The organism is Pseudomonas sp. LAMO17WK12:I5 (genome assembly GCF_900215165.1).
GTDB classification, from domain to species: domain Bacteria; phylum Pseudomonadota; class Gammaproteobacteria; order Pseudomonadales; family Pseudomonadaceae; genus Aquipseudomonas; species Aquipseudomonas putida_A.
Genome location: NZ_OBDS01000002.1, coordinates 120,717 through 144,440, shown reverse-complemented (window position 1 = coordinate 144,440; position 23,724 = coordinate 120,717). Strand labels below are relative to the sequence as shown.

Annotated in this window: 21 protein-coding genes; 3 read left to right on the top strand and 18 right to left on the bottom strand. The window is 61.6% G+C overall.

Going from position 1 to position 23,724, the window contains the following annotated elements; genetic code table 11:
• Window positions 1-239: 239 nt before the first annotated feature.
• The 3 genes from tsaB to ppc form a co-directional block, all read right to left on the bottom strand.
• Window positions 240-914 carry a tRNA (adenosine(37)-N6)-threonylcarbamoyltransferase complex dimerization subunit type 1 TsaB gene (gene tsaB, locus CRO59_RS03410; RefSeq protein ID WP_097086409.1) on the bottom strand — a complete coding sequence of 225 codons (675 nt, stop codon included), beginning with the start codon at window positions 912-914 and terminating at the stop codon, window positions 240-242.
• Window positions 915-1,007: 93 nt separating this feature from the next.
• Window positions 1,008-1,658 (bottom strand): adenylate kinase, encoded by a 651-nt coding sequence (gene adk / locus CRO59_RS03405; protein ID WP_095138326.1) that lies wholly within the window; start codon window positions 1,656-1,658, stop codon window positions 1,008-1,010.
• A 290-nt stretch (window positions 1,659-1,948) separates the two neighbouring features.
• The gene (gene ppc, locus CRO59_RS03400; RefSeq protein WP_097086407.1) at window positions 1,949-4,579 is read right to left on the bottom strand and encodes a phosphoenolpyruvate carboxylase; all 2,631 of its coding nucleotides are present in this window, start codon (window positions 4,577-4,579) and stop codon (window positions 1,949-1,951) included.
• 213 nt (window positions 4,580-4,792) lie between these two features.
• Here ppc and CRO59_RS03395 point away from each other — a divergent pair, with 213 nt between their 5' ends.
• The 3 genes from CRO59_RS03395 to CRO59_RS03385 all read left to right on the top strand — a co-directional run bounded on the left by CRO59_RS03395 (window position 4,793) and on the right by CRO59_RS03385 (window position 6,753).
• Window positions 4,793-5,137, top strand: a complete 345-nt coding sequence (locus CRO59_RS03395) for a hypothetical protein (protein WP_003222064.1) — start codon at window positions 4,793-4,795, stop codon at window positions 5,135-5,137.
• Between the two features lie 366 nt (window positions 5,138-5,503).
• A complete protein-coding gene (locus CRO59_RS03390) occupies window positions 5,504-5,908 on the top strand; it encodes a DUF4398 domain-containing protein (protein ID WP_007964219.1) in 405 nt (134 codons plus the stop codon).
• A gap of 56 nt (window positions 5,909-5,964) precedes the next feature.
• Window positions 5,965-6,753: an OmpA family protein gene (locus CRO59_RS03385; protein WP_007964218.1), complete on the top strand. Its 789-nt coding sequence runs from the start codon at window positions 5,965-5,967 to the stop codon at window positions 6,751-6,753.
• A 176-nt stretch (window positions 6,754-6,929) separates the two neighbouring features.
• On the opposite strand, the gene CRO59_RS03380 is transcribed toward CRO59_RS03385, so the two are convergent.
• The 15 genes from CRO59_RS03380 to CRO59_RS03310 form a co-directional block, all read right to left on the bottom strand.
• Complete coding sequence (locus tag CRO59_RS03380) at window positions 6,930-7,259, bottom strand: hypothetical protein (protein ID WP_007964217.1); 330 nt, start codon at window positions 7,257-7,259, stop codon at window positions 6,930-6,932.
• On the bottom strand, window positions 7,256-8,161 hold the full coding sequence (locus CRO59_RS03375) for an alpha/beta hydrolase (RefSeq protein ID WP_097086405.1): 906 nt from the start codon (window positions 8,159-8,161) through the stop codon (window positions 7,256-7,258). The genes CRO59_RS03380 and CRO59_RS03375 overlap by 4 nt, the downstream gene beginning before the upstream one ends.
• A gap of 146 nt (window positions 8,162-8,307) precedes the next feature.
• Window positions 8,308-9,585 carry a flavohemoglobin expression-modulating QEGLA motif protein gene (locus tag CRO59_RS03370; RefSeq protein WP_003222055.1) on the bottom strand — a complete coding sequence of 426 codons (1,278 nt, stop codon included), beginning with the start codon at window positions 9,583-9,585 and terminating at the stop codon, window positions 8,308-8,310.
• A gap of 24 nt (window positions 9,586-9,609) precedes the next feature.
• Window positions 9,610-10,167 (bottom strand): hypothetical protein, encoded by a 558-nt coding sequence (locus CRO59_RS03365; protein ID WP_096795807.1) that lies wholly within the window; start codon window positions 10,165-10,167, stop codon window positions 9,610-9,612.
• 149 nt (window positions 10,168-10,316) lie between these two features.
• A complete protein-coding gene (locus CRO59_RS03360) occupies window positions 10,317-11,030 on the bottom strand; it encodes a TetR/AcrR family transcriptional regulator (protein WP_007964212.1) in 714 nt (237 codons plus the stop codon).
• A gap of 105 nt (window positions 11,031-11,135) precedes the next feature.
• On the bottom strand, window positions 11,136-12,638 hold the full coding sequence (gene lysS / locus CRO59_RS03355) for a lysine--tRNA ligase (RefSeq protein ID WP_097086403.1): 1,503 nt from the start codon (window positions 12,636-12,638) through the stop codon (window positions 11,136-11,138).
• Window positions 12,639-12,750: 112 nt separating this feature from the next.
• Window positions 12,751-13,846, bottom strand: a protein-coding gene (gene prfB / locus CRO59_RS03350; RefSeq protein ID WP_096795805.1) for a peptide chain release factor 2 whose coding sequence is annotated in 2 segments (ribosomal slippage) — window positions 12,751-13,773 and window positions 13,775-13,846 — 1,095 coding nt in all. Because the reading frame shifts where the segments join, the coding sequence is not laid out codon by codon here.
• 235 nt (window positions 13,847-14,081) lie between these two features.
• Window positions 14,082-15,083, bottom strand: coding sequence for a PleD family two-component system response regulator (locus CRO59_RS03345; RefSeq protein ID WP_007964207.1), 1,002 nt, complete (start codon window positions 15,081-15,083; stop codon window positions 14,082-14,084).
• A gap of 48 nt (window positions 15,084-15,131) precedes the next feature.
• Window positions 15,132-16,142, bottom strand: a complete 1,011-nt coding sequence (locus CRO59_RS03340) for a chemotaxis response regulator protein-glutamate methylesterase (protein WP_007964205.1) — start codon at window positions 16,140-16,142, stop codon at window positions 15,132-15,134.
• Window positions 16,139-18,433: a hybrid sensor histidine kinase/response regulator gene (locus CRO59_RS03335; RefSeq protein ID WP_097086402.1), complete on the bottom strand. Its 2,295-nt coding sequence runs from the start codon at window positions 18,431-18,433 to the stop codon at window positions 16,139-16,141. Before CRO59_RS03335 ends, CRO59_RS03340 begins: the two co-directional genes overlap by 4 nt.
• The gene (locus CRO59_RS03330; protein WP_007964201.1) at window positions 18,430-19,125 is read right to left on the bottom strand and encodes a chemotaxis protein CheW; all 696 of its coding nucleotides are present in this window, start codon (window positions 19,123-19,125) and stop codon (window positions 18,430-18,432) included. The genes CRO59_RS03335 and CRO59_RS03330 overlap by 4 nt, the downstream gene beginning before the upstream one ends.
• Complete coding sequence (locus CRO59_RS03325) at window positions 19,122-20,399, bottom strand: protein-glutamate O-methyltransferase CheR (protein WP_097086400.1); 1,278 nt, start codon at window positions 20,397-20,399, stop codon at window positions 19,122-19,124. The genes CRO59_RS03330 and CRO59_RS03325 overlap by 4 nt, the downstream gene beginning before the upstream one ends.
• Entirely contained in the window at window positions 20,396-20,914 is a 519-nt protein-coding gene (locus CRO59_RS03320; RefSeq protein WP_097086398.1) for a chemotaxis protein CheW, read from the bottom strand. The genes CRO59_RS03325 and CRO59_RS03320 overlap by 4 nt, the downstream gene beginning before the upstream one ends.
• Window positions 20,914-22,536 carry a methyl-accepting chemotaxis protein gene (locus tag CRO59_RS03315; RefSeq protein WP_097086396.1) on the bottom strand — a complete coding sequence of 541 codons (1,623 nt, stop codon included), beginning with the start codon at window positions 22,534-22,536 and terminating at the stop codon, window positions 20,914-20,916. The genes CRO59_RS03320 and CRO59_RS03315 overlap by 1 nt, the downstream gene beginning before the upstream one ends.
• Before the next feature lie 352 nt (window positions 22,537-22,888).
• Window positions 22,889-23,611 (bottom strand): tellurite resistance TerB family protein, encoded by a 723-nt coding sequence (locus tag CRO59_RS03310; RefSeq protein WP_027610992.1) that lies wholly within the window; start codon window positions 23,609-23,611, stop codon window positions 22,889-22,891.
• Window positions 23,612-23,724: the final 113 nt, after the last annotated feature.

Sequence of the window (23,724 nt, the reverse complement as noted above, 5' to 3'; positions counted from 1 at the left end):
CGATGATGGCAATTTAGCGGCACTTGACCGACTTAGCAAATTGCCGAGTGATAACTAGAACACATAAAGCGCAAAAGGTTTAAAGCCCGGGGTTGGAAACTGACGATTGGCAGTGACTTTAAGTGAACACCGAACCTGTGGGAGCGGGCTTGCTCGCGAAAGCGGTGTGTCAGGCACTTGGATAGAGACTGACATGGCCTCTTCGCGAGCAAGCCCGCTCCCACAGGTTTTGTGGTGAATCAGCGAGCCTTGGGGGTGGCGACTTTGTCGCGCAGGTAAACCGGTTGCGCGTCATCGGCAGGGATCGACTCGCCGCGTTCCCAGGCAAACCGCGCCAGGGTCAGCAGGTCTTCGGCGTGAGGCAGCATGCCGGCATCGGAACCGCTCGGTTTGACCGCGATCCGCTCACCGTAACCCCAACCGGTACCGGCACCGAACCATTCGCCGCTGGCATCGGCCGGCAGCGCCGCGACTTCCGGCGGCAGCACCGCCTCGGCACCGAGCAGACGCATCTCCCCCGCCGTCTCGCGATAGCAGCCCCAATACACTTCGTCCATACGCGCATCGATGGCGGCGGCGACCTGGCTGACGCCGTGTTCGCGATACGCACGTTGCGCCAGTACGGCGAGGTTCGACACCGGCAACACCGGACGATCCAGCGCGAACGCCAGCCCCTGCACCACGCCGATGGCAATCCGTACACCGGTAAACGCACCCGGCCCACGACCGAACGCGATCGCATCAACCGCTTGCAGCGTGGTGCCGGCGTCGGCCAGCAGTTGCTGGATCATCGGCAGCAGTTTCTGCGCGTGCAGACGCGGGATCACCTCGTAATGACTCGTGACCTTGCCGTCATGCAGCAAGGCAACGGAGCAAGCTTCGGTCGCGGTGTCCAGGGCCAGCAAGGTGCTCATCGATGTATCCAAAACAGGTGAGGGAAAAAGTGCGTCAGTATAAACAACTACGGCCCGCAAGCGGGCCGTGGATGATGCAGCCAATCAGCTTTTTCAGCTCAGCGCTTCAAGCACCTTGGCGGTGATCGCTTCAACCGAACCAACGCCCGGAATGTGGCTGTACTTTGGCTTGCCAGCGTTTTTGGCGGACAGGCTCTGATAGAACTCCACCAGTGGCTTGGTCTGCGAATGGTAGACCGACAGGCGATGACGCACGGTTTCTTCGGTGTCGTCCTTGCGCTGCACCAGCTCCTCGCCAGTGATGTCGTCTTTGCCAGCGATTTTCGGCGGGTTGTAGACGATGTGGTAAACGCGGCCGCTGGCCTCGTGAACGCGACGACCGGCGATACGCTGAACGATTTCTTCGTCTTCAACAGCAATTTCAACCACGGCGTCCAGCTCGACACCGGCGGTTACCAGTGCTTCGGCCTGTGGAATGGTGCGCGGGAAACCGTCGAACAGAAAGCCGTTGGCGCAATCCGGTTGAGCGATGCGATCCTTCACCAGCGCGATGATCAGGTCATCCGACACCAGGCCGCCGGCATCCATGATGCTCTTGGCTTGAACGCCCAGCGGAGTGCCAGCCTTGACCGCTGCACGCAGCATGTCGCCGGTGGAGATTTGCGGAATGCCGAATTTCTCGGTGATGAACTTAGCCTGAGTACCTTTACCGGCCCCGGGAGCTCCCAGCAGAATGACGCGCATCGATGTGCTCCTCAATTTTTTATATAGAAAACAACGGGATTCGCCTCTTTGGGCCAATCTCAAAAAAACGGGTCGTGGCCGCACAAACGGCCAAAGGCTGATCAAGATACACAGCAGGCTGCGCCCACACAAGACGCCAAAAGTCGGAGAAACCGGCGCCTGCCGCGACCTTGCGACGCGGTAACCCAAGTCGCAACCCCATCATTAACTGTCGCCTGCCCGCACTTTGTGCCTGTGTACAAAGCAGCACCCGGCCTGTGCACCGGGCGCCTGATACCACCGCAAAAACCTTAGCCGGTATTTCGCAAACCGGCGGCAATCCCCGCCACAGACACCAGCAGCGCCTGCTCCACCGGGCTGCCCTGCTCGACATTTTGCTGCCGTGATCGGGCCAACAGCTCAGCCTGCAATAGATGTAGCGGATCAAGATAAGTGTTGCGCAGACGGATGAATTCCAGGGTGTCTGGGCTATGTGCCAGCAGTTGCGACTGCCCGGTCAGGCCGAGCACCACCGCACACGCCTGCGACAATAGGTCGCGTAACTGCGCGCCCAACGGCAGCAAGTCCGGCTCGACCAGACGCTGGTCGTACGACAGCGCGATGTCGGCGTCGGCCTTGGCCAAAACCATTTCCAGCATGTCGATACGGGTGCGGAAGAACGGCCACTGTTCGCGCATCTGCCCGAGCAGTTCGCCTTCGCCGCGCTCCAGCGCCTTGCTCAGCGCAGTTTCCCAGCCGAGCCACGCCGGCAGCATCAGCCGCGTTTGCGTCCAGCCAAAGATCCACGGAATCGCCCGCAGGCTCTCGATCCCGCCGGCACGGCGCTTGGCCGGACGGCTGCCAAGGGGCAAGCGCCCCAGTTCCTGCTCCGGCGTCGATTGGCGGAAATACTCGACGAACTGCGGATTCTCCCGCACCACGGCGCGGTACGCGGCGACGCCATCGGCGGCCAGTTCATCCATCAGGTGTCGCCATTCGGGCGTCGGTGGCGGTGGTGGCAACAACGTCGCTTCCAGCACGGCAGCCAGATACAGATTGAGGTTCTGTTCGGCGATGTCCGGCAGGCCGAATTTGAATCGAATCATTTCGCCCTGCTCGGTGGTGCGGAAACGCCCCGCCACCGACCCCGGCGGCTGCGACAGGATCGCCGCGTGCGCCGGACCGCCGCCACGGCCCACGGTGCCACCGCGACCGTGGAACAACAGCAGTTCGACTTGCTGCTCGCGGCAGATCTCCACCAGCCGCTCCTGCGCGCGATATTGCGCCCACGCCGCCGCGGTGGTGCCGGCGTCCTTGGCCGAGTCGGAATAACCGATCATCACTTCCTGCGGGCCTTGCAGCCTCGCGCGGTAGCCCGGCAGCAGCAACAGACGCTCCATCACCGGCCCGGCGTTGTCGAGGTCGGCGAGGGTTTCGAACAGCGGCACCACGCGCATCGGCCGCAGCACGCCGGACTCTTTGAGCAGCAGTTGCACCGCCAGCACGTCGGAGGCGGCGCCCGCCATCGAGATCACGTAGGAACCCAGCGAGGCGCCCGGTGCGGCAGCGATTTCCTTGCAAGTGGCGAGCACTTCAGCGGTGTCGGCGGACGGTTTGAAATGCGCCGGCAACAACGGGCGACGATTGCTCAATTCGCGGGAGAGGAAGCTGATGCGCTGTTCTTCATCCCAGTCTTCGTAGCGACCGAGGCCGAGGTAGTCGGTGATTTCGGTCATCGCCGAGCTATGCCGCGTCGAGTCCTGACGCACATCGAGGCGCACCAGGAACAGGCCGAAGGTTACCGCCCGGCGCAGACAATCGAGCAACGGCCCGTCGGCGATCACGCCCATGCCGCACTCGTGCAGCGAGTTGAAGCACAGCTCCAGCGGATCGAGCAGATCGCGGTTGTTGTGCAACACGTCGGCTGGCGCTGGCGTTGTTGCGCTCAGCGAGGCGTGCGCCCAGTTGCGCGTGGCGCGCAGGCGTTCGCGCAATTGCTTGAGCACCGCCCGGTAAGGTTCGGCGCTGTCGCCGGCCTTGGCCTTGAGCGCATCGCTGGCCTGCTGCATCGACAGCTCGGCGGCCAGGTGATCGACATCGCGCAGATACAGGTCGGCAGCCATCCAGCGCGCCAGCAACAGCACTTCGCGGGTCACTGCGGCCGTGACATTCGGGTTGCCGTCACGGTCGCCACCCATCCACGAGGCAAAGCGAATCGGCGCCGCCTCCAGTGGCAAGCGCAGGCCCGTCGCTTCATACAGCGCCTTATCGGCCTTGCGCATGTGGTTGGGAATCGCCTGCCACAGCGAGTGTTCGATCACCGCAAAGCCCCATTTCGCTTCGTCGACCGGGGTCGGCCGGGTGCGGCGGATTTCTTCGGTGTGCCAGGCTTCGGCGATCAGCCGTTGCAGGGTGTTCTGGATCTGTTCGCGCTCGGCGCTGGTCAGATCGCGATGATCCTGGGCGGCCAGTTGCGCAGCGATCGCGTCGTACTTCTGGATCAAGGTGCGCCGCGCCACCTCGGTCGGGTGGGCAGTCAGCACCAGTTCGATTTCCAGGCGCGCCAGTTGTCGGGCCAGGGATTCGGCGCTGTGGCCTTCGTTGCGCAGGCGGGCGAGCAGTTCCGGCAGTACGCGAGACTCGAACGGCGCCGGTTGCGACTCTTCGCGGCGATGAATCAATTGATACTGCTCGGCGATGTTCGCCAGATTGAGAAACTGGTTGAACGCCCGCGCCACCGGTAGCAGTTCGTCTTCGCTCAACTGATTGAGGCTGGCACTGAGTTCGGCGTCCATCGAGCCACGGCGGTCGGCCTTGGCGCCCTTGCGGATCTGCTCGATCTTGTCGAGAAATTCCTCGCCGTACTGGTCGCGGATGGTATTGCCCAACAGCTCACCCAACAGGTGAACGTCCTCGCGCAAGCGTGCATCAATATCGGTCATCAGCAGTTCTCCAGCGTTAATCGGGACGGCGCAGAAACGAATGCTTTGCCCAGAGAGTGCCGCTCTACGGCGCTTCTTACAAGCAGACGACGAAGGGACTTTAAACCTTGGGGCTTGGAGCTAGTCTCAACAGTAAGCCGCACAACGGCTTGCCGCCGGCCCCGCCGGACACTCACCCAGGCCTGCCACGAGCAGGCGCGAAATGAGGTCATCATGAAAATTCGTGAACTCGCCCAGCATTGGGAAGAAAACGCCAAGGGTCGACTGACCGACACTGGCTACACGATTCATCTGGACGTCGAGGCCGCTGCACGACTGGCGGCGATCGCCGAGATGTACCCCAAACGCCACCCGGAAGAACTGCTCGGCGAACTGATCGGCGCCGCGCTCGAAGAATTCGAGGCGAGCCTGCCGTATGTGAAAGGTTCGACGGTGGTGGCGACTGATGAGGAAGGTGATCCGCTGTATGAAGATGTCGGGCCGACACCGCGGTTTCTGGCGCTTTCTCGCCGGCATCTGCAGGATTTGTCCGCCGCTGCCGGCAAGCAAAAGCACTGACACAACAAAGATCAAACTGTAGGAGTGAGCCTGCTCGCGATAGCGGTGTATCTGTAGTTTTTGATGCTGACTGACACAATGCTATCGCGAGCAGGCTCACTCCTACAGGGTCGTGTTTCCTTTTGAAAAGTTGTCTGACTTTTCCCCGCGCGTACCTCTCCCCGCCTCCAAAGTTCCCGGTTTAGAGCCTTGTCCATCTGGTCAAAAAAAAATTTGGCGATAGGCCATCTTTTCTGAACTTTTGAAAAACGCCTCCGGTCGGAAGCTGTAACCACGCCTGGAACGAGCGTTTCAAAAACGCGCTTTTACACGACGCTTGCGGCTCCTCGACCAGGATGGATTTTCGGTTTTATCAGGAGTTAAACAATGGAGTTGAAGACCATGAAGACCCAAACCTCGTTCTCCCACCTGCGCGGTCTGAAACTGGCCGCTCTGGCCATCGGCACCAGCTTCGTACTGGCCGGTTGCGCCGGTAACCCGCCGACCGAGCAGTACGCCGTGACTCAATCGGCCGTCAACAGCGCCGTCAGCGCCGGTGGTACCGAGTTCGCTGCAGTGGAAATGAAGCAGGCTCAGGACAAGCTCAAGCAAGCCGAAATTGCCATGCACGACAAGAAGTATGAACAGGCTCGCACCCTCGCCGAACAAGCTGAATGGGACGCTCGCGTAGCAGAACGCAAGGCTCAGGCTGCCAAGGCCGAACAGGCTGTGAAGGATTCCCAGAAAGGTGTTCAGGAACTGCGTCAGGAAAGTCAGCGCACCGTGCAGTAAGCGCGCATCCCGAATCGCAAAGCTGAAACTTTTATCGATAGAAAGGACGACAAATTATGCGTAAGCAACTGATGATCCCCGCTCTTCTGGCCGCAAGCGTTGCCCTGGCTGCCTGCTCTACTCCGCCTAACCCGAACCTGGAACAGGCGCGCACCAACTACGCCGGCCTGCAGGCCAACCCACAGGCGAGCAAAGTCGCTGCCCTGGAAACCAAGGACGCCAGCGATTACCTGGACAAGGCCGACAAGGCTTATCTGGACAAGCAAGACGCAGCCAAGGTTGACCAACTGGCCTACCTGACCAACCAGCGCGTGGAAGTGGCCAAGCAGACCATCGCCCTGCGCACCGCTGAAAACAACCTGAAAAACGCTGCCGCGCAACGTGCCCAGGCGCGTCTGGACGCTCGTGATCAGCAGATCAAACAACTGCAGCAGAGCCTTAACGCCAAGCAGACCGATCGCGGTACCCTGGTGACCTTCGGTGACGTGCTGTTCGCCACCAACAAGGCTGACCTGAAATCCAGCGGTCTGGTGAACATCAACAAACTGGCGCAATTCCTTCAGGAAAACCCTGATCGCAAAGTGATCGTCGAGGGTTACACCGACAGCACCGGCGCGGCTTCGTACAACCAGTCGCTGTCCGAGCGTCGTGCCACCTCGGTACAAGTCGCTCTGATCAAGATGGGCGTCGATCCTTCGCGCATCGTGGTTCAAGGTTATGGCAAGGAATACCCGGTTGCCGATAACAGCAGCGTTTCCGGTCGTGCGATGAACCGTCGTGTGGAAGTGACCATTTCCAACGACAACCAGCCAGTGATGCCACGTTCGGCGGTCAGCTCGAACTAAGCAACACGCGTTAACGCAAAAGCCCCGCCTGAGTGATCAGGCGGGGCTTTTTTTGGCCTTACACATTCCCCCCTTGTGGGAGCGGGCTTGCTCGCGAAAGCGCTGGATCAGTCGGAATATAGAGTGACTGACACACCGCTTTCGCGAGCAAGCCCGCTCCCACAGTTTTTATCGGGTTATGGTTCGAGTTTCTGCGGCGTTTCCTGGCCCATGCAGCGCACGGCTTTTTTCTGCGCATTGATCAGCACCCCGGTCAGGCCTTTCTGTTCGGTGTCGAACAGCACCAGCACGCCGTCGATGCACTGTGCCACTTGCGGCGCCGGGTCCAGCGAGACTTTGTAGTCTTCGCCCGGCACGGTCTTGAGCATGGTGAATTCGTTGAGCAGCAGCGCATCCTCGGGTTTGGCGAAGTGCAGGTAGCCGTAGTACCACAGCGCCCCGACCGTGCCGAGGATGCTGCAGATACCGGTGATGATCAGTGGGATGGCGTTACGTTCTTCAGTCATTGCGGACTCTCATCTTCAGAATTCGGAGGTTGCGGATAATTCGGGATCTCGCCGAGGCGGCGCAGGCCGTTGAAGTGTTCGGGATCTTCCAGATAGCGCAGCATTACCTGGCGCCAGACCGGGTCGCCGAAGGTCTGCACGTGACCGCCGCGGGTCAGCTGCAGCACGCGCGGTGGCGGCGCAGCCTGATACAGGCGGATGCCGTTGGACATCGGCACCAGCGGGTCGTCGATGCTGTGAAAGATCAGTTTCGGCACGCCGTTAAGCTGCGGCATCGAGTTGATCGCGCTGTGACTGTCCGGCACCAGCCACGACAGCGGCACCTGCAACGGCCAGGTCAGCCACGAGGTGCTGAGGGCGTACTGGCCGACACTGCGGTAACTGGCGGGCACACCGTCGAGTACCAAGGCCTTGAGCTGTTTCTGCCGCTCGGGATGCTGCACCAGCCAATGCACGGCCATCGAGCCGCCGAGGCTCTGGCCGAGCAGGATCAGCGGCTTGCCTTTGACCTCTGGCGCCTTGTCGAGCCAAGAGAACGCGGCGTCGATGTCCTGATAGATCGCCGGCAGGCTCGGTTCGCCCTCGGACAAGCCGTACCCGCGATAGTCCACCAACAGCACCTGATAGCCGTTTTTCGGCAACCACCAGCTGCCGCCGAGGTGCATCGGCAGGTTGCCGCCGTTGCCGTGCAGGTGCAGGACTGTGCCTTTGACTTCGACGCCAGGTTTGGCCGGTAGCCACCAGGCGTTCAGCTTCAAACCATCCGCCGTGACCAATGTGACGGTGCGGTATTCGAGCTTGGCTTTTTCCGGGGTGAAGATCTGGCCCGGCTCGGGGTAGAACAACAACGAACTGCAACCACTGAGGGTCAGGAGCAGGCAAAGGATGCCGAGGATTCTCATCCGGTGAAACCTCGCGAAAAAGTGGAATTAACGCAATCAAATGTGGGAGCGAGCCTGCTCGCGAAAGCGGTGTGTCAGCCAACAATCATGTTGAATGTTAAATCGCATTCGCGAGCAGGCTCGCTCCCACAGGAAATATTGGTTGTTCAGAGGATATTGGAGTAATCCGCCTCGATCCGGTCCAGGCTCAGGTGATTGAGGAAGTTGGAGAAGCACATCCACGCCGACAGCGCGTTCATGTCGCGGAACTGTTCCGGCAAATATTTCGGCGGCACCACCAGACCTTCATCGACCAGTTGACGCAGGGTACGCATGTCCTCCAGCGTGGTCTTGCCGCAGAATAGCAGCGGTACCTGCTCAAGCTTGCCCTTACGCACGGCCAACTGAATGTAGTTGTAAACCATGATAAAGCCCTTGAGATAGGACAAGTCTTTGGTGAATGGCAGACCGGTCGGGGTCGAACCACGGAACACCCGGCTGGCGTTGCCGTAGCTTTCGGCCATTTCAAAGCCCTGCTCGCGGAAGAACTCGAACACCTGCAAAAAGTCCGCGCCCTCCTCGACCATGTGAATGGCGCGGGTGCGGTTGGTCAGTTTGCGCAGGCGACTCGGGTAGGAGGCGAAGGTGATGATTTCCATCAAGATCGCCAGGCCTTCCTGGGTCACCGTCGACGACGGTGGGCCTTTGGACAGGAAGGTGCAGATCGGCTGGTTCAAGCCATTGAGCGTGGTGCCGACGTGCACCAGACCTTCGTGGACTTCCAGTGCACGCACGTCGCGGTCGTTGAACAGCGCGTCAGTGCGGATCTTGATGTAGTCGGCGCCTGCCGCCGCGTCGGCGACGATGCCGTCGGACTCGAACACGCGGATGGTTTCCTCGGCCTCGCCAAACACCTTGTTCAACCGGGTTTGCAGCAGATGCACGGCATCCTTGGCGGTGAGGATCTTCGGTTCGTCCTTCAGGTCGCCACGGCCATCAATGTTGTTCAGGTAGTCGGACATCATCAGGCCGAGGTCGGCCAGGGTCGGGTCGCCGGCGTGGAACGCATCGGAGGCGGCGCCGTAGAGTTCCTGGGAGATCAGGCCGAAATCCTCGGTGCCGCGCGCTTCGAGCATGCGCACCACCATGCGGTATTCCTTGCACATGCGCCGCATGATCTGCCCGACCGGGTTGAACTGGCCGAGCTGGCGGGTGATGTCGCGCTCGATGTTCTGGAATTCCAGTTTGACCTTGCTCGAATCGAAGGACAGCGGCCGATTGAGGTAGTAGTCGCGATCCACCGCCGGCATTTCCTTGCCCTTGGCCTTGAGAAAGCCCTTGCGGATGTTCTCGTCCCACTTCACCGCATCGAGCACGCGGATCGGCGTCTGCGCCAGCACAATGCGATCGGACAGCGTGCGTATCGTCTGCTGGTAATCGTCCACCCGAAACTCCTGTAGAAAACTGAATTATTTGGCGCGGGCCTGGCGCTGATAGCGCGCGGCCTCGACGAAGACATCGGAATTGGCCGGATCGTCGAGGTAAGCAAAGACCTTGTCGAGGCTACTGTCGACCTGCACGCCGTCGCCGTCGTCTTCAGTCTGGAAAGCCTTGCCGTCGAGGGTTTGCTGTTTGATCGCCTGATTGATCTGTTCGAGGTCGAGGTTGTACACCACCAGCTCGTGTTTGTCGGTGAGTTCGAAACCGGCGATGGTGTATTGGCCACCGTAACGCGCCGGCACTTTCGCCGACAGGTACCAGCGACTGCCATGGCGCGACACGGTGAACGGGTACGCCTCGCGCTCGTGAGGCCGGGCCTTGAACCAGGTGATGGCCTGATAGCGATCGTTGCCGACGCGGGTCAGCTCAAGGTTCATCGGCTCGCCCCAGGCATTGGTGCTCGACCACGTGCCCAGCAGGCCCCTGGGCGCCGGGTCACTGGCAGGCAGCGGGTCCTTGAAGGTCACCAGACAGCCACTGAGCAGCAGGAACGACAAGGCGATCAGCACGCCACGCCAGGCTTTCATTCAATACTCCCTATGAACATATCCCGCCCTGACGATCACCACTTTCACCTGTGGGAGCGAGCCTGCTCGCGAAAGCGGTGTGTCAGGCAACAAAGATGTTGAATGTCAGACCGCATTCGCGAGCAGGCTCGCTCCCACAGGGATTGGCGTCAGACCGAGGCCAGGACCAGATGCATATACCGCGTCAGAATCCCGAGCATGTCCTGTTCGGCCAAAGGCTCGGCGTCGTTGAGCAGGCCCTGATATTCCATCCGTCCGATAATCGCCGTCAACACCTTGGCATCCTGCTGCGGTTCACGCGAGCCCAGCACCTGGAACAACTGGCAGGTGCCTTGCAGCAGAATCTGCTGATGCGAGCGCACCAGATCCGCCAGCCGCGGGTTGAGCAGCGCTTCCTGGCGGAACGCCTGCTCGGCCATCAGGTGTTCGCGGCGATTGACCAGTTGCCGGTGCACATAGTCGGCCATCAGCCGCGCGATGTCGTCGGCCAGTTGCGAGCGCGACTCGGGGCTGCCGTCACCACTGACGACCATCTCGCGCAGCAGGCCTTCGTTGTTGATCCACAGCTTGGCCATGTAGGCCGCGCTGCGTTCGACGTATTGGGCGAAGGTATCGGTGAGCAGGTCATCGATATCCTTGAAGTAATAAGTAGTGGCCGACAGTGGCACACCGGCCTCGGCCGCCACCGCACGGTGGCGCACGGCGCGCACGCCGTCACGCACGACAATGCGCATCGCCGCGTCGAGAATGTCCTGTCGACGCTGCTCACTGCCCTGTCGGCTGGCCTTGCGGCCCTGGTACTGAACACTTTCAGCGACCGCAGTGGCGATACCCGCTGCACCTTCTTGAGCGATTGCAACCATCACGACTGGACTTCCTCTGCTATTGCAAAATTAACCAATTGATACATTTGTACCAGACAGGCAATAAAAAGCCGCCTGTTTTAGGCGGCTTTTTAACTGAAACGTTTACGCTTGCGGTCGCATGTGCGGGAACAGGATCACATCGCGGATCGACGGCGAGTTGGTCAGCAACATCACCAGACGGTCGATGCCGATACCTTCACCGGCAGTTGGCGGCATGCCGTACTCCAGCGCGCGCACGAAGTCGGCGTCGTAGTGCATGGCTTCGTCGTCGCCAGCGTCCTTGTCGGCCACCTGCGCCATGAAGCGCTCGGCCTGGTCTTCCGCGTCGTTCAACTCGGAGTAGGCGTTGGCGATTTCACGGCCGCCGATGAACAGCTCGAAACGGTCGGTGACGTTCGGGTTCTCGTCGTTACGACGGGCCAGCGGCGACACTTCGAACGGGTACTGAGTGATGAAGTGCGGCTGCTCCAGCTTGTGCTCGACCAGCTCTTCGAAAATCATCACCTGCAGCTTGCCCAGACCTTCGAAGCCCAGCACCTTGGCGCCGGCCTTCTTGGCGATGGCGCGCGCCTTGTCGATGTCGTTCAGGTCATCGGCGGTCAGCTCAGGGTTGTACTTGAGGATCGAGTCGAACACCGACAAACGGGCAAACGGCTCGCCGAAGTGGAACACCTTGTCGCCGTACGGCACGTCGGTGCTGCCCAGCACCATCTGCGCCAGTTCACGGAACAGTTCTTCGGTCAGGTCCATGTTGTCTTCGTAGTCGGCGTAAGCCTGGTAGAACTCCAGCATGGTGAATTCAGGGTTGTGACGCGTCGAAACGCCTTCGTTACGGAAGTTGCGGTTGATCTCGAACACTTTCTCAAAACCGCCAACCACCAGACGCTTCAGATACAGCTCAGGCGCGATACGCAGGAACATTTCCATGTCCAGCGCATTGTGGTGGGTTTCGAACGGCTTGGCTGCGGCGCCGCCAGGAATGGTCTGCAGCATCGGCGTTTCGACTTCGAGGAAGTCGCGCTTCATCAGGAAGCTGCGGATGTGCGCGATCACTTGCGAACGCACGCGGAACGTCTGGCGCACGTCTTCGTTGACGATCAGGTCAACGTAACGCTGACGGTAGCGCTGTTCGGTGTCGGTCAGGCCGTGATGCTTGTCCGGCAGCGGGCGCAGCGACTTGGTCAGCAGGCGCACGTTGGTCATTTCGACGTACAGGTCGCCCTTGCCGGAACGCGCCAGGGTGCCTTCGGCGGCAATGATGTCGCCCATGTCCCAGGTCTTGACGGCGGCCAGGGTGTCTTCGGACAGGGTTTTACGGTTGACGTAGACCTGGATGCGACCGGTCATGTCCTGGATCACCATGAACGAGCCACGGTTGAGCATGATGCGACCGGCAACCTTGACCGGGATTGCAGCCTCGGCCAGCTCTTCCTTGGTCTTGTCCGCGTATTTCTTCTGCAGATCTTCGCAGTAGTTTTCGCGGCGGAAGTCGTTCGGGAAGGCGTTGCCCTTGGCGCGCTCGGCAGCCAGCTTTTCCTTGCGCAGGGCGATCAGGGAGTTTTCTTCCTGTTGCAGGGCTTGCGGGTCGAGTTGTTGGTCGCTCATGTCTTCAGATATTCCATCAGGTTCGTTGCCCCCGGACCTGACGGCCCGGGAATCGCCAGCTGAGCTGGCTCCTACAGGGATCGCGTTGCATCAGCGACCCTGTGTGCGTCTTTTACAGCCCCGATTTCAGGCTGGCTTCCAGGTATTCGTCGATGTCGCCGTCGAGCACCTTGTCGCAGTCGCTGCGTTCAATGTTGGTGCGCAGGTCCTTGATCCGCGACGCGTCGAGCACGTACGAACGGATCTGATGACCCCAGCCGATGTCCGACTTGGTGTCTTCCAGCGCCTGGGAAGCGGCGTTGCGCTTCTGCATTTCCTGCTCGTACAACTTGGCCCGCAGCATTTTCATGGCGGTGTCCTTGTTGGCGTGCTGGGAACGTTCGTTCTGGCAGCTGACCACGGTGTTGGTCGGTACGTGGGTGATACGCACGGCCGAGTCGGTGGTGTTTACGTGCTGACCACCGGCACCGGAGGAACGATAGGTGTCGATCCGCAGGTCTGCCGGGTTGATTTCGATTTCGACCTTGTCGTCGATCTCTGGCGAGACGAAAACCGCAGAGAACGAGGTGTGGCGACGGTTGCCGGAATCGAACGGGCTCTTGCGCACCAGACGGTGCACGCCGATCTCGGTACGCAGCCAGCCAAAGGCGTATTCGCCCTTGATGTGCACGGTCGCGCCTTTGATACCGGCGACTTCACCGGCCGACAGTTCCATGATGGTCGCGTCGAAACCGCGTTTGTCCGCCCAGCGCAGGTACATGCGCAGCAGGATGTTGGCCCAGTCCTGGGCCTCGGTGCCGCCGGAGCCGGCCTGGATGTCCAGGTAGGCGTTGTTCGGGTCCATCTCGTGGCTGAACATGCGGCGGAATTCAAGCTTGGCCAGTGACTCTTCAAGCCCTTGAAGCAGTTCAACGACGTCGTTTACCGCGCCTTCGTCGTTTTCTTCAACGGCCATGTCGAGCAGCTCGCGGGAATCGGCCAGACCGCTGGACAGCTCATCCAGGGTGTCGACGATCTGCGCCAGCGATGCTCGCTCGCGGCCCAGTTCCTGGGCGTATTCAGGTTTGTTCCAGACTGCAGGATCTTCAAGCTCGCGATTGACTTCGATCAGACGCTCATGCTTTTGATCGTAGTCAAAGATACCCCCGAATAGTTTCGGAGCGCTCGGACAGGTCCTTGATGGTGTTCAGGATCGGGTTGATTTCCATGACGGGCAGCACTCGTTGGCGAACTTTTGAAAGCCGGCGAGTATAACGTAATCACGCTGTCACGGCAGCCCGTCTGGCGGCTGTTAAGGCGATTCACTTGACATCGCCTGGTGCGCATCCTCTGTGGGAGCGGGCTTGCTCGCGAAGGCGGTGTGTCATTAAGCATTGATGTCGAGTGATACTCCGCCTTCGCGAGCAAGCCCGCTCCCACAGGGGATTTGCAGGTTCGAGAGACCTATTCGATACCCACCTGATTACGCCCGTTGTTTTTCGCCAGATACAACCCGCGATCCGCCGCCGAAATCAGCAGCCGGCAATCGCTGCCCGCCTGCGGCACCATGGTCGCCAAACCGATGCTGATGGTCAGGCTCGCCCCTTCGCTCGGGGTGTTGTGCGGAATCTTCAGCGCCGCCACGGTCTGGCGCAGTTTCTCCGCCACCAGGCGTGCGCCGCCCGGCGAGGTGTTCGGCAGCACCAGGGCGAACTCTTCACCGCCGTAGCGTGCCGGCAGGTCCGACGGTCGGGCGCTGGCGTCGCGGATCGCCGTGGCGACCTTGCGCAGCGCCTCATCGCCTTCGACGTGGCCAAAACTGTCGTTGTAGGACTTGAAGTAATCGACGTCGATCATCAGCAACGACAACTGGCTCTGGTCGCGCAGCGAGCGGCGCCATTCCAGCTCCAGGTACTCGTCGAAGTGCCGGCGGTTGGACAGCCCGGTCAGGCCGTCAGAGTTCATCAGCCGTTGCAGCACCAGGTTGGTGTCGAGCAACTGCTGCTGGCTGACGCGCAACGCACGGTACGCCGCATCGCGCTGCAGCAGGGTCATGTAGGAGCGCGAGTGATAGCGGATGCGCGCCACCAACTCGATGGTGTCCGGCAGTTTCACCAGATAGTCGTTGGCCCCGGCCGAGAACGCCGCGCTCTTGATCAGCGGGTCTTCCTTGGTCGACAGGACGATGATCGGGATGTCCTTGGTCGCCGGATGATTGCGGTATTCGCGCACCAGGCTCAGGCCGTCGAGGCCGGGCATCACCAGATCCTGCAGAATCACCGTCGGCTTGATCCGTACCGCCTGGGCGATGGCCTGGTGCGGATCGGAGCAGAAGTGGAAGTCGATGTTCTCTTCATTCGACAGCCCACGGCGCACGGCTTCGCCGATCATCGCTTGATCGTCCACCAACAACACCATGGCGGCGTTTTCGTCGGTTTTAATGTCGTCGATCTGTAAATCATTCATGGGCGGTCACCTGAGTACTGCGGGGGCCAGGATTGCGGAATAGCCTGTTCATTTGGGGAAAACCTCCAGCAATCGTGGCGCTATCTTTTCCAGTGGACGGATTTCGACGGCCGCATCGATCGCCGCTGCTGCCTTGGGCATGCCGTACACCGCACTGCTTTGCTGATCCTGCGCGATGGTCAGATAACCCTGCTGGCGCATGAGCTTAAGCCCTTGCGCCCCGTCGCGTCCCATCCCGGTCAATAAAACCCCGATGGCATCACCGTTCCAATAGCTGGCGACACTTTCGAAAAACACGTCGATCGAAGGCCGGTAGATCTCGTTGACCGGCTCGGCGGTGTAGGCCAGCGTGCCGTTTTTCAATAAGCGAATATGGTGGTTGGTGCCGGCCAGCAGCACCGCGCCGGCCTGCGGTGGCTCGCCCTCGCGGGCCAGGCGTACATCGAGGCCACTGGCGCTGGCCAGCCATTCGGCCATGCCCGCGGCAAACACCTGATCCACGTGCTGCACCAGCACGATGGCGGCCGAGAAATGGCGTGGCAGGCCCTTGAGCAGCACTTCCAGCGCGGCCGGTCCGCCGGCAGACGAGCCGATCGCCACCAGCCGCTTGCACGACGCCGAACTGCGGTGGGGCGTCGGCACCGGGCGCGAGCGCGGGGTTTTCTCGCCGATCAGCCAGCCGATGTTGAGGATCTTGCGCAGCAACGGCGCCGCCGCTTCCTGCGCGTTCCCCGCACCAATGGCCGGGGTATCGACCACGTCCAGCGCGCCGTGGCCCATGGCTTCGAAGACCCGGTGCACGTTCTGCTGACGGTCGACCGTGACGATAACGATCGCGCACGGGGTTTCGGCCATGATCCGTCGCGTGGCCTCGACGCCATCCATGACCGGCATGATCAGGTCCATCAGGATCAGATCCGGGGTGTTTTCGGCGCACAACCGCACCGCCTCGGCGCCGTTGTTGGCGACCCAGACCACCTGATGCGCCGGCTCGAAGGCCAGCGCACGGCGCAAAGCCTCCACCGCCAGGGGCATGTCGTTGACGATTGCGATTTTCATGCCCGCGCTCCTCCAATGAGCTCAACCACTGCATCAAGCAGGGCGTCGTCATGAAAACTGGCCTTGGCTAAATAATAGTCGGCGCCAGCGTCCAGTCCACGACGCCGATCCTCTTCACGATCCTTGTACGAGACCACCATCACCGGCAGCGATTGCAGGCGGTTGTCACGGCGCAACAGGGTCACCAGTTCGATGCCATCCATGCGCGGCATGTCGATGTCGGTGATCAGCAAATCGAAGTCCTCCGAACGCAGCGCGTTCCAGCCGTCCATGCCGTCCACCGCGACCGCCACGTCGTAGCCGCGATTGAGCAGCAACTTGCGTTGCAACTCGCGCACGGTCAGCGAGTCATCGACCACCAGAATCCGTTTGCGCGCCACTTCGGCGGCCTGATTGCCATGGCGAGCAATACGCTCCAGACGCCCGGTGTTGAGCAGTTTGTCCACCGAGCGCAGCATGTCTTCGACATCGACGATCAGCACCACCGAACCGTCGTCGAGCAGCGCCCCGGCGGAAATATCCTGAACCTTGCCCAGTCGCTCATCCAGCGGCAGCACCACCAGCGTGCGCTCGCCGACAAACCGCTCGACCGCCACCCCGTAGACCGCGTCACGCTCGCGGATCACCACGACCTTGAGGGTTTCGCCGCTGCTCTGACTGGCCGGACGATTCAGCAACTGACTGGCCGCGACCAGCCCGACATGCCGACCTTCGTGCCAGAAATGCTGACGGCCCTCGATCTGCACGATGTCCTGTGGCTCCAGGTCGCACATGCGCTCGATGTGCGCCAGCGGAAACGCATAAGCCTCCTCGCCGACTTCGACCACCAGACTGCGCACCACCGACAGGGTCAGCGGCACTTCCAGATGAAAGCGGCTGCCCTCGCCCGCCGTCTGCTCCAGCACCACCGCGCCGCGCAGTTGCCGCACCATGTGCTGCACCGCATCAAGACCGACGCCACGCCCGGACACTTCGGTCACCGTGTCGCGCAGGCTGAAGCCCGGCAAGAACAGGAAGGTCAGCAGTTCTTCTTCGCTCAACTGCGCGGCAGTTTCTGCCGGTGACAATTGGCGTTCAACGATGCTGCGGCGGACCTTTTCCAGATCGACGCCATTGCCGTCATCGCTCAACTCCAGCACCAGCAAACCGGCCTGATGCGAGGCACGCAGGCGGATCAGGCCTTCTTCGGACTTACCCTTGAGCAAGCGTTGTTCCGGGGTTTCGATGCCGTGATCGACCGCGTTGCGTAGCAAATGAGTCAGCGGCGCTTCGAGCTTTTCCAGCACGTCGCGATCGACCTGGGTCTTCTCGCCTTCGATCTCCAGCCTTACCTGTTTGCCGAGGCTGCGCCCCAGGTCTCGAACCATGCGCACCTGACCGGTGAGCACGTCGGCAAACGGGCGCATGCGGCAGGCCAGCGCGGTGTCGTAGAGCACTTGGGCGCGCTGGCTGGCTTGCCAGGCGAACTCGTCGAGCTCGGCGTTCTTTTCCGCGAGTAATTGCTGAGACTCGGCCAGCAAGCGCCGCGCATCTTCAAGGGCTTCCTGGGCCTCAAGGCTCAGCGCATGTTCCTTGAGATGCACGTTGAGGCTTTCCAGTGCCCGCAGGCCATTATTCTGCATGCGTTTGAGACGCTGCATGGTCGCCAGATGCGGCTTGAGGCGCTGGGTTTCGACCAGCGATTTACTCGACAGGTCGAGCAGGCTGTTCAGGCGTTCGGCGGTGACCCGCAGCACGCGCTCGCCGCCCTCGGTGGTGCGCTTGTTCTTGCGCGGTGCCGGGTCGGAGGTTTCCAGCGGTGTCTCGATCACTTGCGCCGGAGTTTCAATCGGTGCAGGCGCAGGCGGCGGCGCCTGCATCTGCAACTCGGCCATCGGCGGTGGCGCCACTGTGGGCGCTGCCGAAGGGTCGAGCAGGAGTCCCATCAACGCCACATACGCTTCGATGTCCGCTGCTTGCGGAGCATTCGCTGGCGTGGCGATGCGCATCAACAGATCGGTGCCTTGCAACAGCGCATCGATGTGCTCCGGACGCAACAACAGCCGACCTTCCTGCGCGCTGACCAGGCAATCTTCCATCACATGGGCGACGCTGACACCGCTGTCGATGCCGACGATCCGCGCCGCGCCCTTGAGCGAGTGCGCCGCACGCATGCACGATTCCAGATAGTCGGCCTGAGTCGGGTTGCGCTCCAGCGCCAGCAGCCCGCTGCTGAGCACCTGGGTCTGGGCTTCGGCTTCCAGGCTGAACAGCTCCAGCAGCGAGGCGTCGCGCATTTGCTCGGGGGTCATGTGAGGCTCCGGGTCACGGCGGACAGCAGCTGTTCTTCATCCAGCCAGCGCAGGCTGCGCCCCCGGAATTGCAGGACACCACGGGTGTATTTGGCGCTGGCCGTGCTGTTGTGCTCACCGCCGGCACGCGACGCGGCGTCGAGAATTTTTTCATCGATGGCGTGGATGCCGTCGACCTCGTCCACCGGCACCACCACCGGTCCGCCGTGGGCGGCGATGATCAGCATGCGCGGCATGATCCGCGCGCCAGTGGCCGGTGCGGCGTTGCCATCCAGATCGAGCAACTCGACCAGCGACAGGCACGCGACCAGCGCGCCGCGCACGTTCGCCACGCCGAGCAAGGCCCGCGAACGCTGGTGCGGCAACGAGTGAATCGCCTGCAGCGGCGCTACCTCCACCAGGCTGCGGGTGGCCAGCCCCAGCCATTCCTCGCCGAGGCGGAACATCAGCAGCGAACGGGTTTTCACATCGGTTTCGACCGCCACGGCGACCGGGTCGCGTTCGTCCTGCTGCAATGCATAACGGTCAAGCAGGCGCGTGGCGGCGGCGGAATACACCGCGCAGTTGCGGCAATGAATATGCTCGGCCAGCAACGGGCACGACTTGTCGCCATGAATACCGATACGGTTCCAGCAATCATCGATGGCCCGGGCGTCTTCGTGGGTGACGTTCAAGGTGTCGGACGGGATCATCGTTTACGCTCACTGTCGGCGGTGCGGCCGCTGCGGGCGGCACGTTCCTGCAATCGTCTGGCACCGGCGCTGTCGCCCTGGGCCTGCAGCAAGGCGGCCAGGTGCATCAACGCTTCGGGGTGTTGCGGTTCAAGGTACAAGGCCTTGCGGTAATGACTCTGGGCTTCGAGCGCGGCACCGGCAACATCGCTGAGCAGACCGAGCCAGTAAAACACCTGCGCCACCGGTTCGTGACTGCGCAGATACTGCTCGCATGCCGCGCGGGCCTCGGCGCTTTTGCCTTCGTTGGCCAGCGCGGCGATGTTGGCGAGCAAGGTCGCCGCGTCCGGGTTGGCGCTTTTGCTGTTGACGGGCAACGATGCAACGCTGGCAAACGGCCGCGGACGCACCGGCGGTGATACTGGCGGCGGACTGCGCAACGGTTGGCGCACCGGCAATGGCGTCGGGGTCGGCAACGACAGCGGTTCCGGCGCCGGATCATTATGTCGACTGAAGGCAAACGACTGCGGGATGCCGATCGAACGCATGCCCAGGCGCCCGAGCAGACTGCCCTCGGCCGGGCCGATGAACAACACGCCATCAACGTGCGTCAGACGCTTGAGCACTTCAAAGACTTGCTTCTGCGTCGGCTGGTCGAAATAGATCAGCAGGTTGCGGCAGAACACGAAATCGAACGGCGGCTCACCCGCCAGCAGCGTCGGATCCAGCACATTGCCGGCCTGCAGGCGCACCTGCTCACGCACCGCTTCGCTGACCCGATGGCCGTCCTGCTCGGCCGTGAAATGACGCTCGCGAAAATCCAGATCCTGACCCCGAAACGAGTTCTTGCCGTACAGCCCCCGTCGCGCCTTGTCCACCGACAGCGGGCTGACGTCCATGCCGTCGACCTTGAACTGATGCGGCTTGAGCCCGGCATCGAGCAAGGCCATGGCAATCGAATAGGGTTCTTCGCCGGTGGAGCACGGCAGGCTGAGAATGCGCAGTGCGCGCATGTTGTTCAATTGGTCCAGACGCTTGCGCGCCAGCTTGCCGAGGGTGGAGAAAGATTCCGGATAACGGAAAAACCACGTTTCGGGGACGATCACCGCTTCGATCAACGCCTGCTGTTCGTCCCGCGAACCTTGCAGCAGTTGCCAGTATTCATCGCTGTGCGCCGCTTGCGAGAGCGTGGTGCGTTGGCGCACCGCGCGCTCGATGATCGCCGGCCCCACCGAAGTGACATCCAGGCCGATGCGTTCCTTGAGGAAATCGAAAAAACGCTGGTCGCTGCTCATGACTGCGCCTCAAGTGGCGCCGGGAACAGCAGGCTGCGCACCGCGTCATCCAGCAAGTCGTTGACCCGCACCCATTGCACCAGCCCCTGGGCGTCTTCGCGCACCGGGCCGAGGTACGGCGCCTGACGATTGTCCAGGCCATACGGCTGAAAATCTTCGGGATTGCAGCGCAGGGTGTCGGTCGCCTGCTCAAGGATCAGCCCGAGCCAACGCGGCGGCTGCAGTTCATCCGGACGGTAATGCACCAGCACCAGCCGCGTACTGGTGCGCGCCTCGGCGGGATGGCCGAAAGTCAGCGCACTGAGGTCGATCGCCGGCACCACCGCACCGCGATAGGCGAACACCCCGGCGACCCAGTTCGGCGCTTGGGCAATCGGCTTCAACGGCAGGCGCGGCAACACTTCCGCCACCTCGGTGGCGCGCAAGGCGTAACGCTCGCTGCCGATGCGAAACAGCAGGAACAACGCCTGCTTCGCCACCGGCGCAGCGCTGCGTTTGGCGGTGACTTCGCTCATCAGACTTTGAATCGCGAAACGCCGCTGCGCAGCCCGACGGCCACCTGGCTCAGTTCGTCGATGGCGAAACTGGCCTGACGCAGCGACTCGACGGTCTGGCTGCTGGCGTCGCCCAACTGCACCAGCGCATGGTTGATCTGTTCGGCACCGGTGGCCTGGGCCTGCATGCCTTCGTTGACCATCAACACCCGCGGCGCCAGCGCCTGCACCTGATGGATGATCTGCGACAGTTGCTCGCCGACCTGCTGCACTTCGGCCATGCCCCGGCGCACTTCTTCGGAGAACTTGTCCATGCCCATCACGCCAGCAGACACCGCCGACTGGATCTCGCGGACCATCTGCTCAATGTCGTAAGTGGCGACGGCGGTCTGATCCGCCAGACGCCGTACTTCGGTGGCGACCACGGCAAAACCACGCCCGTACTCGCCGGCCTTCTCGGCCTCGATGGCAGCGTTGAGCGACAGCAGGTTGGTCTGATCGGCGACCTTGACGATGGTCACCACCACCTGATTGATGTTGCCGGCCTTCTCGTTGAGGATCGCCAGTTTGGCATTGACCAGATCGGCTGCGCCCATCACCGAGTGCATGGTGTCTTCCATGCGCGCCAGGCCTTGCTGGCCGGAACCGGCGAGTACCGAGGCCTGATCGGCGGCGGTGGACACTTCGGTCATGGTGCGCACCAGATCCCGCGAGGTGGCGGCGATTTCACGTGAGGTCGCGCCGATTTCGGTGGTGGTGGCCGCGGTTTCGGTGGCGGTGGCCTGTTGCTGCTTGGAGGTGGCGGCAATTTCGGTCACCGAAGTGGTCACCTGCACCGAGGAGCGCTGGGCCTGGGACACCAGCGAGGTCAGCTCGGTCATCATGTCGTTGAAGCCGGTTTCCACCGCGCCGAACTCGTCCTTGCGATCCAGATTCAGCCGGCTGCTCAAGTCGCCGGTACGCATGATTTCGAGGATTTTCACGATGCGGTTCATCGGCGCCATGATCGCGCGCATCAGCAGCAGACCGCAGGCACCGGCCGCGAGCACGGCCACCAGCAGCGAGACGAACATGCTGACCTTGGCCGCCGCCACGGCTTCGTCGATGTTGGCCATGGCCTGATCAGCGACCCGTTTGTTTTCGCCGATGATGTCGTTGAGTTTCATGCGGCCGGTGTACCAGGCCGGGGTCAGCTTCTCGGTGAACAGCTTGACCGCTTCGGCTTCCAGATTGCGCTTGTGCAGATCGAGTACCTGATCCTGAATCTGCATGTAGGTGTCGTGATCCTTCTCGAACGCGGCGAACTCGACCCGGTCTTCGTCGGTGGTGACGGTGTTGCGGTAGTTGGCCATCTGCTCTTGCAGACGGTTTTCGAACGCCTTGTAGTCCGCCGCATCTTCACTGCTGATACCCTGCCCTTCCTTGAGGCCGAGCAGTTCCTGGGTCTGCAGATAACTGTCGACCCACGCGCCGCGGATCATCGAGCTGTAATAGACGCCGGGAACGGCGTCATCACGCACGCTGCTTTCACTGGCTTCGATTTTCAGCAGGCGGGAATACGAAACGACGACCATCAGCAACATGATGGCGATAATCACCGCAAAGCTCGCCAAAATGCGTTGGCGCAACGTCCAGTTCTTCACAGTGATTCCTCGTGCCTAAGTCGAAATGCGGGGAGTATAGCCGAGGGCGGTGTTTCATTTATAAGACGCTTTTTAACCCTCGGGCCGGCCCGACTTGGTTCGCGGGAAGGCTCTGGGGTGGGACTGTCCGACAATCCGGGGCTGGCGTGCCAGTGATGGAATGGCAAAAAGGGGCGCTGGATCGGCCATTGCTGTGGATGCGCGGCTGAAAACGCAATCGTGAGCAGGCTTCGGCGTCTGGCCCAAAACCTTGTAGGAGCTGCGGCACGCTGCGATCTTTTGCTGTTGGCTTAAAAAATCAAAAGATCGCAGCGTACCGCAGCTCCTACATGAATACCGTGCTAAGGCAGTTCTATTGCGATGCCAGGCGCACCTGCTTCTCCAGCTCCACCTTCAACCCCGGCTCCAGTTTCAGTTGCTTGGCCAACTCCTCCAGATACGCCTTTTCCATAAAGCTCTCCTCATCCACCAGCATCACGCTGGCGATGTACATTTCCGCCGCCATTTCGGGGGTGCTGGCGGCGCGGGCGACATCTGCGGGATCGAGGGGTTTGTTGAGTTCGGCGTGGAGCCAGTGCTGTAGCTCCTGATCGTTGTCGAGTTTGGTGAATTCGCCTTCAATCAGTTGACGTTCGCGGTCATCGATATGGCCGTCAGCCTTCGCGGCGGCGACCAGCGCCTTGAGAATGGCCTGGCTGTGTTGTTCGGCTTGCGCCGGTGGCAGTCGATCCAGGGTCTGCGGTTCGGTTTGTGGGGCGGTGCCTTTCTGGGCGTTCCAGTTGCCGTAAGCCTTATAGGCCAGCACACCAAGGGCAGCGAGGCCACCGTAGACCGCAACTTTGCCGCCGACCTTGCGCGCCTTTTTGCTGCCGAGCAGCAGGCCCATGGCCCCGGCCGCCAGAGCACCACCGCCTGCACCCGAGATCAGGCCTCCCAGAGCACCGGAGCCTGAAGACCCACCCAGCAAACCGCCCAGCCCGCCAGCCGCGGGTTTGTTCTGCGCGCCACCGGCCTTGTTCTGCAAAAGATCCTGGCCAGACTTGAGTAGTTGATCGAGCAATCCACGGGTGTTCATGTTCCGCCTCCAAAACAGGGGTTATCCGGATCTATCAGGCCCTCAGCCTAGTTCGAAAGTGCCCCGCCCCTGCTTGCGAGTGTGCTTCCAGATGTTGCTCCGCCTGCAGCAGC

Coding starts and splice junctions, on each gene's coding strand:
- tsaB (WP_097086409.1), bottom strand. CDS start 914: ATGAGCACCTTGCTGGCCCTGGACACCGCGACCGAAGCTTGCTCCGTT.
- adk (WP_095138326.1), bottom strand. CDS start 1,658: ATGCGCGTCATTCTGCTGGGAGCTCCCGGGGCCGGTAAAGGTACTCAG.
- ppc (WP_097086407.1), bottom strand. CDS start 4,579: ATGACCGATATTGATGCACGCTTGCGCGAGGACGTTCACCTGTTGGGT.
- CRO59_RS03395 (WP_003222064.1), top strand. CDS start 4,793: ATGAAAATTCGTGAACTCGCCCAGCATTGGGAAGAAAACGCCAAGGGT.
- CRO59_RS03390 (WP_007964219.1), top strand. CDS start 5,504: ATGGAGTTGAAGACCATGAAGACCCAAACCTCGTTCTCCCACCTGCGC.
- CRO59_RS03385 (WP_007964218.1), top strand. CDS start 5,965: ATGCGTAAGCAACTGATGATCCCCGCTCTTCTGGCCGCAAGCGTTGCC.
- CRO59_RS03380 (WP_007964217.1), bottom strand. CDS start 7,259: ATGACTGAAGAACGTAACGCCATCCCACTGATCATCACCGGTATCTGC.
- CRO59_RS03375 (WP_097086405.1), bottom strand. CDS start 8,161: ATGAGAATCCTCGGCATCCTTTGCCTGCTCCTGACCCTCAGTGGTTGC.
- CRO59_RS03365 (WP_096795807.1), bottom strand. CDS start 10,167: ATGAAAGCCTGGCGTGGCGTGCTGATCGCCTTGTCGTTCCTGCTGCTC.
- CRO59_RS03360 (WP_007964212.1), bottom strand. CDS start 11,030: ATGGTTGCAATCGCTCAAGAAGGTGCAGCGGGTATCGCCACTGCGGTC.
- lysS (WP_097086403.1), bottom strand. CDS start 12,638: ATGAGCGACCAACAACTCGACCCGCAAGCCCTGCAACAGGAAGAAAAC.
- CRO59_RS03345 (WP_007964207.1), bottom strand. CDS start 15,083: ATGAATGATTTACAGATCGACGACATTAAAACCGACGAAAACGCCGCC.
- CRO59_RS03340 (WP_007964205.1), bottom strand. CDS start 16,142: ATGAAAATCGCAATCGTCAACGACATGCCCCTGGCGGTGGAGGCTTTG.
- CRO59_RS03335 (WP_097086402.1), bottom strand. CDS start 18,433: ATGACCCCCGAGCAAATGCGCGACGCCTCGCTGCTGGAGCTGTTCAGC.
- CRO59_RS03330 (WP_007964201.1), bottom strand. CDS start 19,125: ATGATCCCGTCCGACACCTTGAACGTCACCCACGAAGACGCCCGGGCC.
- CRO59_RS03325 (WP_097086400.1), bottom strand. CDS start 20,399: ATGAGCAGCGACCAGCGTTTTTTCGATTTCCTCAAGGAACGCATCGGC.
- CRO59_RS03320 (WP_097086398.1), bottom strand. CDS start 20,914: ATGAGCGAAGTCACCGCCAAACGCAGCGCTGCGCCGGTGGCGAAGCAG.
- CRO59_RS03310 (WP_027610992.1), bottom strand. CDS start 23,611: ATGAACACCCGTGGATTGCTCGATCAACTACTCAAGTCTGGCCAGGAT.